General features: G+C 59.1%; 10 protein-coding genes. 6 read left to right on the top strand and 4 right to left on the bottom strand.

The window, feature by feature from the left end; all coding sequences use genetic code 11:
- Nucleotides 1-698 precede the first annotated feature (698 nt).
- Together BMY90_RS04960 and BMY90_RS04955 are read right to left on the bottom strand one after the other, a co-directional pair.
- Nucleotides 699-1,388 carry a nucleotidyl transferase AbiEii/AbiGii toxin family protein gene (locus BMY90_RS04960; protein ID WP_245734907.1) on the bottom strand — a complete coding sequence of 230 codons (690 nt, stop codon included), beginning with the start codon at nucleotides 1,386-1,388 and terminating at the stop codon, nucleotides 699-701.
- Between the two features lie 31 nt (nucleotides 1,389-1,419).
- Nucleotides 1,420-1,902 carry a helix-turn-helix domain-containing protein gene (locus tag BMY90_RS04955; protein WP_092702128.1) on the bottom strand — a complete coding sequence of 161 codons (483 nt, stop codon included), beginning with the start codon at nucleotides 1,900-1,902 and terminating at the stop codon, nucleotides 1,420-1,422.
- A gap of 757 nt (nucleotides 1,903-2,659) precedes the next feature.
- Between BMY90_RS04955 and BMY90_RS04950 the strand changes: the two genes are divergently transcribed.
- The 5 genes from BMY90_RS04950 (at nucleotide 2,660) to BMY90_RS04935 (ending at nucleotide 8,043) form a co-directional block, all read left to right on the top strand.
- Nucleotides 2,660-3,895, top strand: coding sequence for an undecaprenyl/decaprenyl-phosphate alpha-N-acetylglucosaminyl 1-phosphate transferase (locus tag BMY90_RS04950; RefSeq protein ID WP_245734905.1), 1,236 nt, complete (start codon nucleotides 2,660-2,662; stop codon nucleotides 3,893-3,895).
- Nucleotides 3,896-4,630: 735 nt separating this feature from the next.
- Complete coding sequence (locus BMY90_RS04945; RefSeq protein WP_092702126.1) at nucleotides 4,631-5,257, top strand: GntR family transcriptional regulator; 627 nt, start codon at nucleotides 4,631-4,633, stop codon at nucleotides 5,255-5,257.
- 168 nt (nucleotides 5,258-5,425) lie between these two features.
- The gene (locus tag BMY90_RS17010) at nucleotides 5,426-5,566 is read left to right on the top strand and encodes a benenodin family lasso peptide (protein WP_139201693.1); all 141 of its coding nucleotides are present in this window, start codon (nucleotides 5,426-5,428) and stop codon (nucleotides 5,564-5,566) included.
- A gap of 49 nt (nucleotides 5,567-5,615) precedes the next feature.
- Entirely contained in the window at nucleotides 5,616-6,245 is a 630-nt protein-coding gene (locus BMY90_RS04940; protein ID WP_175481495.1) for a lasso peptide biosynthesis B2 protein, read from the top strand.
- Between the two features lie 49 nt (nucleotides 6,246-6,294).
- Nucleotides 6,295-8,043 carry an asparagine synthase-related protein gene (locus BMY90_RS04935; protein ID WP_092702122.1) on the top strand — a complete coding sequence of 583 codons (1,749 nt, stop codon included), beginning with the start codon at nucleotides 6,295-6,297 and terminating at the stop codon, nucleotides 8,041-8,043.
- Here BMY90_RS04935 and BMY90_RS04930 read toward each other — a convergent pair.
- Nucleotides 7,943-10,147, bottom strand: coding sequence for an Atxe2 family lasso peptide isopeptidase (locus BMY90_RS04930; RefSeq protein ID WP_139201692.1), 2,205 nt, complete (start codon nucleotides 10,145-10,147; stop codon nucleotides 7,943-7,945). The genes BMY90_RS04935 and BMY90_RS04930 overlap by 101 nt on opposite strands.
- Nucleotides 10,148-10,199: 52 nt before the next feature.
- Complete coding sequence (locus BMY90_RS04925; RefSeq protein ID WP_092702120.1) at nucleotides 10,200-12,590, bottom strand: TonB-dependent receptor plug domain-containing protein; 2,391 nt, start codon at nucleotides 12,588-12,590, stop codon at nucleotides 10,200-10,202.
- A 250-nt stretch (nucleotides 12,591-12,840) separates the two neighbouring features.
- Here BMY90_RS04925 and BMY90_RS04920 point away from each other — a divergent pair, with 250 nt between their 5' ends.
- On the top strand, nucleotides 12,841-13,161 hold the full coding sequence (locus BMY90_RS04920; protein WP_092702118.1) for a helix-turn-helix domain-containing protein: 321 nt from the start codon (nucleotides 12,841-12,843) through the stop codon (nucleotides 13,159-13,161).
- The last annotated feature ends 395 nt before the right edge of the window (nucleotides 13,162-13,556 follow it).

The raw sequence follows: 13,556 nt of genomic DNA, 5'->3' as shown, positions 1-13,556 counted from the left end.
CGATACGTGCCTCCAGGCAAATCTGGTCGCGGCCGAAATCGCCTCCCTCAAAAAGGTTCTTGTCTCATTGAACGCACACCGGGAACCTCAAAAATCTCTCAAAGTGCGTCATTCCGGCGAAGGCCGGAGGCGCCTTTCAACAGACGGCTGTCTGGTCATCCAGTGGCCGCATGGCCTGAACAAGCGTGGTCGCTACTGGATCCCGGCCTTCGCCCACTGCTGTCCGGAATAATTTCGAATACCCGCAGTCGTGCGGTGGCATATGCCGAAATCGGTTTTTGCCCGTCATTCCGGCGAAGGCCGGAATCCAGTAGCCATATGGCTTGGACAGGCGTGATCGCTACTGGATCCCGGCCTGCGCCGGGATGACGAGCCGGAGAGGTGCTCGCTGCCAGAAATGGAGTCGCCCCCTTGTTGCATCTCGCGCAAGCGGCGCGGGTATTCACTCTCGAAGGACATCCCAGGATTATTCCGGACAGCAGTGGCCCTTCGCCGGGATGACGAGCACGATAGGTCGTCGCTGGCCGATTTTGAGTCGCTCCGTTACCAGTCCCATACAAGTCTCCACAGCCCTCATGCATCAGGGCTATGCCCAGATTATTCCGGACAGCAATCGGCGCAGGCCGGGATGACGAACAAATAAAGCGGTTATTCGAGATACCCAGTGGGAGGTGCGCGCTTCACGCAACTTGCCATCATCACGCGCAGCCATCGGCGGCAACAACATCGAGTCGACGCTGCAAGGCACGCAGTCGTTGTTGCAGCGCCGCTGGCGGCAGCGTCATCGACAAGGCACCCAGGCAGTGCTGCAAATGCACTGGATCGCCGCGCAGACGCTTCAGTGCCTTGTCCAGATCGATGCGCACGACATCGCCATAGGCACACCGCGCTTTCTCCAGCGCAGGGCGCAGCCGGCGTGGTGGCTGGTTCATCATGGCCAGATCGATCGCGTCACGGGAAAAAACGCTGTCGTCGCGCCAACGGTCGGCATTGGCCAGCAATTTACTGGCGGCCGCGTCTATATCAGTGAGTGTCCCGATGCCGCATAGCCGGTCATTACGACCAGGCGGATCCAGCACGATGCGCGCTTCGCGCACAATCTCAAACTTGATTTCGCTGCTTTCAACCTGCAGCACGGTGCGGATACCGTATTGGTCGATCCGCCACGGGCGCAGCAGGCGGATCGGTGCAACGCCTGCTCGCAGCAGTGGCGCCAGGTCATCGGCACCGGCAAGGCATTGACGCAGCTCACGGTAGGCTTCTGCATCGGAGACGAGGAAGTCCATGTCGACGGACTCGCGGAATTCGCCCCAGCGCAAGGCGATGGCCGTACCCCCGCCGAAGCGGCATTGCATGGCATCCAACCGTCCACCATCCAGGGCCAGCAATACCTGGGCGACACGGCGATGATGCAGGCGTTCAAACATCCAGTAGTCCCTTGCCATAGACCTGTTGCAATGCCTTGATCAGGGCACGTTCCCGCAGCTCGAGAGCCTCAAGTTCAACGTGCCGCCAATTGCGCTCATACAAATCCAGCGCTTCGCGTGGCGTGAGCACCTGCGTATCGTCGGCTACCTGCCAAGCCAGCCGGCGCAATTGCGGAAAATCGTGCAGACGGATATGCAATGGCAAATGATCCGCCAGGGGGCCCGTAGCCGTCGCCTGCTCCGGTATCGAAGCAGGCGCAAGCAGCTCGACACGCAAGCCGAGTACCTCGGCAGCGGCCAATAGCGAACCGGCCGCCACGCTGGCCTCCCCCTTTTCCAGTCGATGCCAGGTCACACGGGAAATCCCGGCGGCTTCTGCAGCCGCCACTGCGCTCAGACCCAGCGACTTGCGCCGGATGCGCAATGTTTGCCCGAGCGTGAGGGCAGTTTCCGACTTGGATACGAGAAGATTCATGGTGCTAACTTTCGTAAAGTGTTTCTTATAATGATCATTTATCAAAAAATGTCAACTTAAAGAAACATTTCTCGGCCAAGCGCGCCCTGCAAAAGGCCCGTCCGAGTGCGGCATTTCGCTGACCTTCGTGGTCCTGGCCATCACCATGGTGGCAATCAACCTGATGTTCCATTGAGGGCGTCACGGAAAGCCGCTTTAAGGACCCTCGAGCCCCCCCCCCCCCTTTTTTTGCTCGTCATCCGGCCCGACCAGCCCTTCGGCTGTCGAAAGGCACCTCGCCGGAATGACGCAAATTGATGGGTCTTCCGAGGAACCCTTCGGGGCCCCTCGAACAATTCTGTTGCAGGAGCCCGTTCGCGGGCGATGCTTTTCTGGAGGGAATAGCAGCAAGAGCATCGCCCGCCAACGGGCTACAAGCATCGGTCACGAATTGGAGCCCAAGATCATGACCTCCGATCATCCTGCCTTGCACCACGACGATTTTGACGCCGCCTCCGGGCGGCAACCAGTCGGCGCGGCAATAACGCAAACGGCGAGTTCCCGCCAAAACGTCCCTGAATATGCCGCCCTTCACCACCTCTACACATATTCGGCAAAATCATGGACATACAGCCGTTTTATTTCGCTCCGGTTTAGTTTCAGGCTTGGAATGACGTGCTAGAATCGCGGTTCGTTTGACGTCTATGGCACGGAGTGGAACGGACGCATCAGACAGGGGGCGGTTCCAAATCTTCATGCGTATGTCATCCGGGCGTCGTTGATCGACGTCAAGGATTGCTTTACCGCCCCTATCGGACAGTTTTGTCTGCCCGGTGCCTTTCAACAGGGATGGATTGAGGAGAATCCAATGCTCGACACACGGATCGTTCTCGCCTGCGCCCTGGCAGCAGGCGTCTCGGCCATCGCACTGTTCATTCTGGCAAACCTTGCCGAGCGACTCGGCCTGGTTGACCGCCCCAACAAACGCAAACTGCACCAAGGCAACATCCCGCTGGTGGGCGGCCTTTCCGTCTTCATCGGCATGCTGGTGGCCGCGCTATGGTTCGACGGCTTCTCGTATTTCGTGAAGATGCTGCTCGCCACCTCGGCAGTGCTTGCCTTGCTCGGCGCCCTGGATGACCGCTACGACCTGAGTGTGCGCGCCCGTCTGCTGGTGCAAACCGCCGCCATCCTCACCGTGATCGGGACGACGGGCGTCTATATTCACAGCGTGGGTCACCTGTTCGGTCACGAGCTGGCCCTTGGCTGGTTGGGCGTGCCCTTTACCGTGGTCGCCGTCATCGGCCTGCTCAACGCCTTCAACATGATGGACGGCATCGATGGCCTGGCCGGCAGCCTGTCGCTGGTCACCATTGGCGCCATCCTGCTGTACAGCAATGCTGCACAAATGCACGGCCCGACCGCGCTGATGCTGCTCACGGGCTGCGCACTGCTCCCCTATCTGGCCGCCAATCTCGGCTTGGTCGGCCGCAAGATTTTCCTGGGCGACGCCGGCTCCATGGTGTTGGGCTATCTGTTTGCCTGGACCCTGATCGATTTCAGCCAGGCTTCGCCAAGGCATATTTCCCCGATCGACGTACTGTGGTGCGTTGCGCTTCCCGTACTCGACACCATCGCCGTGATGTACCGTCGGCTGCGTCAGGGCAAATCGCCGTTCAAGCCGGATCGCGGGCATATCCATCACATCCTCATGGGCGCCGGCCTGAGCTCCCGCCGCACCCTTGTCTGCCTGATCGCACTGGCCGCCACCCTCGCCTTCTGCGGCTCGGTCACGCGCATGCTGGGCACCGAAGTTAGCCTGCTGGCATTTGGTACCTTGCTGGGCGTGTACGTCGTCATGGTTACGCGTATTTGGCTGCGCCAGGAATCGCGTCGTCGCGGCTTGGTCGGGCCACCGGCTGCCAATGATGCTGACATCACGTCAAGCGGCCGAAACCCCATGCTGCCAAGTACCAGCCAGAGTCCGCTGCATGGCGGAGTACAGGCAGAATAAGGCGCTATTCAGCCGACTGCCAAACAAAGCGGTTTTGTATTTCTACGGCGCCGCGAAGCTTTGGGAAACGCCCCCAAACTACGTTCTGATTGGCCACGAAGTTCAGCCATGGATTTCGTTCGCGCTGAGCGTAGCTTGCGCCAGCACGCAAAGTCGAAGCGCTCCTTCGCGCGCCCTTCAATTTCCTCGCGCCTCAAAGCCACGGCCATCCATAGGCATTCCATGCCTGCGGCCCTGCGGAATTACGCTCAGGGCGAACCTTGTCACGCAGGCGGCTTTCCCACTTGGCGAATGTCTCGGTCTGCTTTAGCTCGATCACAGGCGCAATCGTAGTTTGTAAACTACGCCAACAATCCCTTCGCCCGACTATTGGCTTTTGCTTCTGCCGGGCTCTATCGCTGAGGCGATGATCTTCCCTGCCCTCGCCAGAGCGTCTTCACGGAACGCGGCGGGCGAATTAAGGGCGAGCCGACGGGTAGGTTGCAGCACGGTGGCCAACACCGGAAGAAAGGTCAGCTATTGCCGGATCAGGTGGTCATTCTGGCTGGAATACGCAGCGACGCGCGCTCCGCACATCCCATGGCTTCGTCACATCCAGCGAAACTCTATGGTAAAACCCTCCTCGCAAATCCAGACACACCGACGTGCGGATTTCATTTGCGGCCTGATCCCACTTGCCCAGCCCTCATACCATCCGGCTCAGGACGCAACGACTCACAAACAGGGGGATCAGCTATGGATGCGACCCACTCCAAAAGTGCATTCGTGTATCGACAGGTTCGGCGCGCACTGCGATCCGGACATTACGTCCCCGGGCAGCGGATTGACCCGGCCACGCTCGCCACCGAGTTCAACACCAGTCCCACACCTGTTCGGTTCGCGCTTTACCGTCTGGTCGGCGAAGCACTGGTCGTCGATCAGGCCCGCGGCGGACTGCACGTCCCGCTGCTTACCGAAGTGGCCATGCGCGACCTCTACGACTGGATGGAACGCCTGCTGCTGATGGCATGCGATATCGGCGCAGCACCGGCAGCCCAGAAAGCGGAAACGCTGGAGCCCGCACCCGACGACGACCTGCCCAAACAGACGTGGCAACTGTTCGACGCCATCGCCCGCGCAACAACCCATAGATCCTTGCACCATGCCGTGAAGCAGGCCAACGACCGGCTGGCGCCGATACGCCGGTCCAAACTGGGATTGATCGAGCACCTCGGCAAAGAGCTTGCGCAGTTGAACCGGCACTGGCAAAAGCGCGACATGCCAGCCCTGAAAGCCGCACTGCACGACTATCACGAACGCCGCAAGCAACTCGTCCCGTGCATCGTGGCCCTGCTGAACGAGCGCAGCGACCACCTTCACTAGCGCGCGTCAGCGAAAAGCATCGCGGCAAAGTCCGGCATAACGTGACGAACATCACACTCCCGGATTAATCATCAGATGACAACGCAATAATCATTTGAAGATCAAATTTCCCGGCTCCTACGGTGGCCGCGTCATGGAACAGCCATGACGCAAACGCAGGAGATTAAGATGGACACGAACGAAAACATTCGCAGCAACGCGCAGGACGAGGTCATCGAACTCGGCGTCGCAAGCGTCGAAACCAAAGGGCCCGGCGGATTCATCGAGAACTTCGGTGGATCCCCGCTTGGCGGCATCTCCGAAGCATAACCGACAAGGCGCGCCGAAAGGCGCGCCTCTCTTTTCCGGAGTAATGCAAATGACACAACTCAGACTACATCGTGACCTGTCATTCTGCAGGGTCGATGGCCACCTGATCTTCCTCGACATCCAAAACGATCGGTACTTTCGTCTCGGTGGGTGCCTGGAGTCTGCGTTGGTCACTTATCTGGATAACGGCGATGCACCAGCCAGCAGCATTCGTAGATTGATCGAACGAAACATACTGATCGAAAAACTCGTCGACTCCGATCACACACCACTTTTATTTACAAAAACTCCCACGCGTAGCGCGATGGAGGAAGAGGTTGTTCACGCCAGTCGGACAAGCGTCAGCGAATGGCTGGACACCTTGGCAATCGTCTGTTCAATACGGCGGCAACTGAAAACCCATGGTCTGAAGCAGGTCCTCTGGAGGCTTGCATCCTTTCGAGGAAAACGGACATCTCGACTTTCAACAAGCTGTCCGAATGAATCCCATGTTCTGGAGGCTGCAGCTGCTTTCCGCAGCGCGCGCCTGTACGTCCCGATAGATACGTGTTGCCTTCTCGATTCCATCGCGATGATCAAGTTCCTGGCCAAGCGTGAGCTGTATGCCGATCTCGTCTTCGGCGTGACAGGAGACCCATTCTCCGCGCACAGCTGGGCGCAGCTCGGACCACGGTTCTGAATGATTCTGTGGGGCACACGTCAGCCTTCACGCCCATACGGGTGATCTGATGGACAACGATTACATCGCTATCCTGGCCCCCGCGGACGAGAGTGCTGACACCAAATTTTCCAACTTGGCTGATACGCTTCATGCGATAGGTATGCGCGTCCACTATGCGTCAGGCAAACTGACACTGTTCGGGACGGAGGACACGTCGACGTTGTCACTGCCTGGCGGGGGGATAGTCATCGGCCACCTGTTTACACGGGACGGGATCGCTGTCCGCGACAGCGCAAAACTTCCAAGGCATTCAGATCCAACGCAGACCCAAAAGCACATACTGGAAATCTACTGGGGCTCGTACCTCATTATCCAGCCTGATACACGGCACCCCGGAGCGTTCACGATGACGCGGGCCCCATCAGCCGCCGGCAATCTTCCGTGCGTCTGGTCTATCAAAGATGGGGCAGGCTTCCTTACGTCAGACATTTCCCTGGCCCTCCAGGCCCTTCTCTACCGAAAGCAGGTCAACTGGGATTTCATCGCTCACCGCCTGCGTTATCCCGACATCAAGACGGAACGCACTGGACTCGCTGATCTATTCGAACTGCTGCCTGGCTGTTCGTTACGTACAAGTGGCACCGAGGTCTCAATCCGGCAAGCGTGGTCGCCCTGGAATTTCGTCGCCCGCGAACAGCGTTACCGCGACTTGCGCGATGCGGCGAACCAGGTCCTCCACGCCGTCGAGAGTGCTGTCCGCGCATGGATGAGTGTGGACCGCTCCATATTGCTGGAATTATCCGGCGGCCTCGACTCATCTATCGTCGCGGCATGTCTACGGAATTGCCATGCGCACGTCACCTGTTGCAATTTGGTTACCCCGGTTCCCGGAGTGGATGAACAGCAGTACGCGCGTCAGGTGGCAGAACAGCTCGGCGTCGAACTCCACGCTGAGCACCTGAGCTTCGACAAGGCACGTTTTAACTTTACGCCCCCTCCCGACTCCGTGATTCCCGCGATGGGGCCCTTGCAGTATGTCGTGGACGAGGTCATGGAGGCAGCTGCCAAACACCACGGCGCCACCGCCTATTACTCGGGAGGAGGAGGCGATTCAGTGTTCTGCTATCTCCGGACCGCGGCTCCCAGTGCTGATGCCTGGAGAGCTCATAGTTTCGGTGACGCCATCACTGCCGTGCGCAATTTGGCTAGCCTGCACCAATGCACATTCTGGAAGGCAGGCCGCCTTACCCTCTCCAAACTTCGGCGGCCGCCTCAATCTCCTTTCCATCAAGATCCCACGTTCTTGGCACCAAGCTCGGCACACGTAGAGCCGGAAGCACATCCATGGTTTGCGGCTCCCATGAATGCGTTACCGGGTGACCGGGAGCGAATTTTCGATCTGGCTGGGAATCAGCTTTTCGAGAGCCAGGCAGCGCGCAAATACAGACGACCTCTACGGTTTCCACTATTGACACAACCTGTCATGGAAGCCTGCCTCCGGGCACCAAGCTGGATGTGGATCGCCGGGGGCAGAAATCGCGCGGTCGCACGAACCGCTTTTTCCGACCGCTTGCCACCCGACGTGCTGAACCGCCAAAGCAAGGCGACTTACATGAGCTACCTGGGAGCCATGTATGAACGGAACAAGCATCAGATCGAAGACTTCCTGCTATCGGGTCGTCTCGAGTCACAAGGCCTCCTGGACACGCGCGCCATCAGCTCCTTCTTTTCAAGGCCTTTGCCGCCGCGCGACAGAACCTTCCTGAGAATGTTCGACTTGTGCATGGTCGAGAACTGGGTACGCCATCAGCCCTAGAGTGCTCCCTATCGCACAATGTGTTCCTGGCTTCCTGGCACATGCTCGACCGCATGGTGCGCCAGTGGGCGTATTGCGCTGCCCTTGTCGGATCCGGATCCTCATACCCCTGCAGCCAGAACCGGAACCAGTCCAAATTACGCGCGTACACGGCAAGCTTGTGTCGGGGCTGGAACTTGTTGTGTGGCTCGTTGGGAAAAACATAGACGTCCGCGCGATGACTTAGCATAAGCGGAATGGCATAGCCAAGTGCAAACATGTATTCCTGCTCAGGAAATTGCATCAGTATCGGGGCGTGAATCTTGTCCAGATTCAAGGTCGGCGAAATCTTCCGCCACTGTGCGGGCGTCTTGTCCGGAGCACCCAGTTGCCAGTTCGTCCGTAGCAGCGACAAGAACGGCTTCCCGATATTGCTACCCAATAGGTAATACATAAACGACGTGGTGGGCGACGCCATCGATGCTGCTGTAATTACGTCAGAATGGATGAGCGTCCACATCGTCACTTCGCTGCCAAAACTGAGCCCGCCCATCCCAACCTTCGATCTGTCGATACGGCCCTCCGATGCGAGCAGTTGCACCGCACTCTCTACAGCCGATTGCCCCATGCTGTAGCGTTTGTCGGCATCGGGCGAGAACGAGGGTGAGTTAATGCAAAGCGTGGAAATACCCTGTTCCGCCATCGTGGCCAACGGCCACTCGTCGCCGGCCCCTCCCCGCACGAAACCGATGCACCAGTAGTAGGTGATGAATAAAGGCGGCGGTGTGTTACCACTCCGGCGTGCCGAGTAGAGCTGGCCGGTGAACGTTCTTCCTTTCGCATCCGTCCAACGCAACAGTTGTGTTGGAATCTTGGCGAGATCCTGCGCCAGGGCCTTATTCGGGTCGAATAGCACCTGTCGCGCCCCAGTCTGCAGATCGACCCTTTCCAACCGTGGCGGGCGATTGGCATTGGCTGTCACGCACGCCAACGCCTTGGATGACACACCACAGGTTCCGGGTTCCCAGCGCTTTTCTCCGCCAAATAAACCACTCGATGTGGCGACCAGATGAGCCGCGCCCGTATCTACATTCCAGCGATAAATGGACTGGGCGAAGCCGCGGTCGTAGGGCGTGACGGTGAAGATCACTTCATCGGTCCCGGGGCGCCACTGCACACCACTGATCCGCTTGCCGACACACGCCTCCGCCACGCATTTCACCAAGTGACGTGCGTCGCGGCTTGGCAACATAGCTAGCTCGATCCGTGGCCGACCCGCTCTTGCTCCCGTGCGCGTCACTAGCGCGATACGCCCGCTTTTGCGATCGCGCGCCAATTTCCAGATGTGAGGCACTCGTTTAGCAAGATCCGACGCCTCCAGCACCTTGGGCGGCCTTTCGGATGGCGCGAGATCCCGTACCGCACCGCTCGCCAGATCGATCGCCTTCCAGCGATCCGGCACATCAGCAGTCAGGTCGATCCGGTTGAACATGAGGCCCAAACGTTGAGTAGTCGGACGCCCTTCGGTATAGCCGGATCGGAACAAGGGCTGTCCGAGTGGAGTGGATCGGTCGACGTGAATGCCGTGGTCGTATTCGGACTGCTCCGCCGCAGCCACATCCTCGCGCGTCGGCCCTATGCTGTACTTCAGCACCTTGCCGTCATCGCTCAGGGCAAAGCCTCGCACATCGGCATCGCCGCCGGTCACGCGCTCGGCAGCCGCGCCGTTGATCGAAGCACGCCAAACGTCGATGCGACCGCCCAACCGGGCGCGGTAATACACCCAGCGCCCGTCCGGCGACCAGACCACCGTGGCCGGCACGGGAATGCCGGCCGAGTCGCGCAGGGGAAAGCCACCGTCGCCCACACGTTGCGGCGGCGACGATCCATCCATCCGCTGGATGTACCAAACGGTGTCGTAGGTATTGCGCTCGATCGATGCTCGCGACACCCGGAACGCAACATACATTCCGTCGGGCGAAACCACTGGACTACTGAAGTCCGCGATCTCCACCAGTTGCCGTGGCGACACCGCAAAAGCCTGGGGGACAGCAGCAAACACGCTAAGTAACAGCCCCAGGCTCAAAATCCGTCTGGTGATGACGTAGAAAGGAACAGACATCATGACCTCACTCCTATACCAGCATGGCAATGTATCGCTCGGCTCCAACGCAGCATCACCAGTGCTTGGAAACAGAGAGGCTGAGATAACGACCGATCGCCGAGTAGTTGGTCGAGTCGTAAGGCGCAAGGGTCAACGATGTGACTGCGTATAACGGCGGCGCGCGATTGAGCAGGTTCTGTGCCGACAGCTCCAATGCCACGTTCGACCAGATGTCATTGCGCGCGCCGGTGTCATAGCGCAGCGTGGCGTCGAAGGTAGTAAACGAGGCGCCCTTCCTGCCGTCTGCCGTATCGGTTACTCCGCTCTTGTAGTTTCCAAACAGCGAAGCGGTGAAGCCACCCTGATGCCACGCCGCCCCGACTCGGCTGCTGATCCTGGCTGGGTAGAACAACGTACCGGCCAGGTCGTAAGGGCTTTGCGCCGCCGTCAGGGATTGTGTGCTGTCCAACCAACTGGCCGAGCCACGGAACGTCAATTGCCCCGTGCCCAAGTCAGCTCGGTACGACCCCGACAGATCGATTCCTTTAATCTGCTGCCGGGATGCATTGACATACCGGCCATCAACGATCGCCACGACCTTGCTGGCGTCGTAAGGTGTGCCAACGTAGTTGTAGAAGTTACTGGTACTTGCCAGCACCGCCGCCTGCGCGGCCTCGGTTGGATCGTAGTCGACAAAATCCGCATAGATCGGATTACCGAACACATTGTTCGTAGTGATCGGTTGCAGGACACGTTGGGTGTAGTCGATATCGAACCAGCTCAGCTCCGTCTCAAAGCTGGGCAATCCTTCCGGGTGGAATGCGAGCGAGGCACTCCATGTCTGTGCCCGCTCCGGCTGCAGGCTCGCGTTTCCACCCGTCAGAAACAGCACCGCGGCATCCGTCGGATAACCGCCGCCATATGTCGACGCCGGATAGTAGACGGCGTTCTGGGCGAAATAGCGCTGCAGGAGCGTAGGCGCCTTGAACGACTTGCCCCATGAGGCTTTCAACGAGAAATCGGCATTAGGCGAATAGATCACCCCGAGCTTGGGCGTGGTCACCCTCCCGTAATCACCATCTTCGGTGCGGACCGCGCCAGTCAGCGCAAGCCGCTCAATGCCCCCAATGCCCTGCTCCGGCCCAACCACTGGAAGGTTTAACTCGGCATAGGCAAAACGACTGTTTTCGTCGCCATCGGCGTAGATCGTCCTGCCACCCATGTATAGAAAATCGTTGTATCGATAGCCCGCACCCGTAGCCAGCCTTGCTTCGCCCCCAGGCAGTGTGAACAACGGCCCTTCCGCGCCGATCTCGTAAATCAGACTTTTGTTGCGGTACGCACCAAGGCCACTTGCGATGGCCATCCCGCTCGCACTACTCACCGTCGGCTCAACAAAAGACGTCTTGTCTTTCCCCACCGCCCCGCTGATCGTGAGCGTCCAGTCGCCCGACAAATCCATTTCGAGACTGGGTGCTACCAGAGTGGTATCGGTCCGCGCCCGATAGAGGTAATAAACGCTGCCATAACCCGTCGCTGTGTGGATATCCCGCTCGCTCTTGAGTGCATCCAGATGCAGCTCAACGGCATCTCCCAACGACTGGTGCAGGCTGAGCAGGCCACTGCGCAAGTCGTTGCCCTGCCACAACGTCGAAGGCCGGTACATTGATTGGGTGTAGTCGCGCTGGTCCGAGTAGATCGGATCGCTGGAGGTTTTCTCCCCGGCCACAATCAAGCCACCCGTGGCCCAGGTAGTGCCAGCGGTGACGTTGTACTCGTGCGTGGACAGCCCTCCGTCGGTGGCACCGCCATAGCGCGTGCCAACGGTCACACCATCGAAGTCGCTTTTGAGGATTACATTGGCTACGCCGCCCACCGCATCGGAGCCATAGATGGCCGAGGCACCATCCGGCACGATCTCGATGCGTTCCACTGCCTCAACCGGGATGGCACTGATGTCGACAGCCTGTACGGCCCCGCCGTAGGACATGCGACGGCCATCGAGCAGGGTCAAAGTGGCATCTGGCCCCAGCCCACGGAGATTGAGGCCCGAACCGCCAGTCAGGTTTTGATCACTGGGCCCACCTTGCGCTGCGCCTGCCGCGACGCCCGGGTTCTGCCCACCAGAAAAGTTCTGCGGCACGCTACGAATCACTTGGCCGAGGTCGGTGAAACCTTCTTGCTGGATCTGTTCACTGCCGATCGTGATGACGGGCGATGGCGTGGTGCCGCCGCGGATGCGCGTGCCTGTGACCTGCACGCTTTCCAGATTCGTGATGGCTGGCGGCGAGGTGACGTCTGTCGTGTGTTTCAGGTGCGTCTTACCTGATGCGTCAATCACTGGCGCCCTGCCCTGCGCAGTCGCGTCCTTCGTGGCGTCCTGGGCCATGGCCCAATCGCCGGTGCCGGTGGCGGCCACAAGCAAAGCGATGGAAATGGCGTTGCGTAGCGTGCTTGTTTTCATGCTGCGTCCCTCCCCTTGGTTGGCCCTTCTGGCCTGCCGGTCCCGTGTGTCTCGGAGTTGCAAGGTCGTCAGGCGAGATATGTCCCGCTAATGACTCGCACTGGTGATGCGTCCCGAATCGCTGGCCGCAAAGCGGCAAACAGGCAAATCGATTGCCGCAACAGCATCACAATGTTACTTATACAGTAACAGACAAGACGAGAGCAAGACTGCATGCTGACTCTACGACTCACATTCCCGTGGCAATACCTTGGACGACGCCCGCTTCATTTTCGCCAACCGCTTGCGTGCAGCCCGACTGGCTGCAGGCTTGACTCAGGAAGCGCTTGGCGTCGCCACCGGGATCGTGGCTGAAGTGGCACGTACACGGATCAACCGCTACGAACGTGGCGTTAACGAGTGCGACCTACGCACCGCAAAAAGACTCGCAGACGCACTGGAAATGCCGCTCGCAGCGCTGTATGCGGATACAGACGAAATCGCAGAGATGATCATTGCGTTTGCAAAGCTGCCGCGCGCGGAGCAGCGGACCGTTGTGAGCGAGCTTAAAGCGCGCGCTAAGAAGCGGTAGGACACCCATAACCGACGATAGAGCAGAAGGTCGCCGTTACTGGCCACCTCGAAAGAAAGCGAAAGCAATCGAGCCAATCCACGGGAGCTGAGCACGCTGCTGACACCTTCCGACCCGAGCCTTTTGACGCGGGTCATACCTCGCGGATCTTCTCTTCGCGCAACAGGTGCTCACTCCTCACCAAGTTCAAGAACCATTCAATCGCGGAGATCCCGAAGTACAGCGCAGCCATGCATACGGCGGTGTCTTTTGGACTGTACCCTGAGTTTCCACAAAAATTCATACGGGCAATCAAGGTGGCTCAATAAACCAGACAGAAACGCAAGAAAAATCGACCGCGAATCCCCGAATTCCAAGCTCGGTCGAAAGTTATGCTGTGCACGCTGCACATGTCG

This window comes from Rhodanobacter glycinis (assembly GCF_900114325.1).
GTDB classification, from domain to species: domain Bacteria; phylum Pseudomonadota; class Gammaproteobacteria; order Xanthomonadales; family Rhodanobacteraceae; genus Rhodanobacter_A; species Rhodanobacter_A glycinis.
This window is presented reverse-complemented; position numbering and strand designations above follow the sequence as displayed.

Excerpts from the sequence above, each read along its gene's own strand:
- BMY90_RS04955 (WP_092702128.1), bottom strand. The coding sequence starts at position 1,902 with ATGAATCTTCTCGTATCCAAGTCGGAAACTGCCCTCACGCTCGGGCAA.
- BMY90_RS04945 (WP_092702126.1), top strand. The coding sequence starts at position 4,631 with ATGGATGCGACCCACTCCAAAAGTGCATTCGTGTATCGACAGGTTCGG.
- BMY90_RS17010 (WP_139201693.1), top strand. The coding sequence starts at position 5,426 with ATGGACACGAACGAAAACATTCGCAGCAACGCGCAGGACGAGGTCATC.
- BMY90_RS04940 (WP_175481495.1), top strand. The coding sequence starts at position 5,616 with ATGACACAACTCAGACTACATCGTGACCTGTCATTCTGCAGGGTCGAT.
- BMY90_RS04935 (WP_092702122.1), top strand. The coding sequence starts at position 6,295 with ATGGACAACGATTACATCGCTATCCTGGCCCCCGCGGACGAGAGTGCT.
- BMY90_RS04930 (WP_139201692.1), bottom strand. The coding sequence starts at position 10,147 with ATGATGTCTGTTCCTTTCTACGTCATCACCAGACGGATTTTGAGCCTG.
- BMY90_RS04925 (WP_092702120.1), bottom strand. The coding sequence starts at position 12,590 with ATGAAAACAAGCACGCTACGCAACGCCATTTCCATCGCTTTGCTTGTG.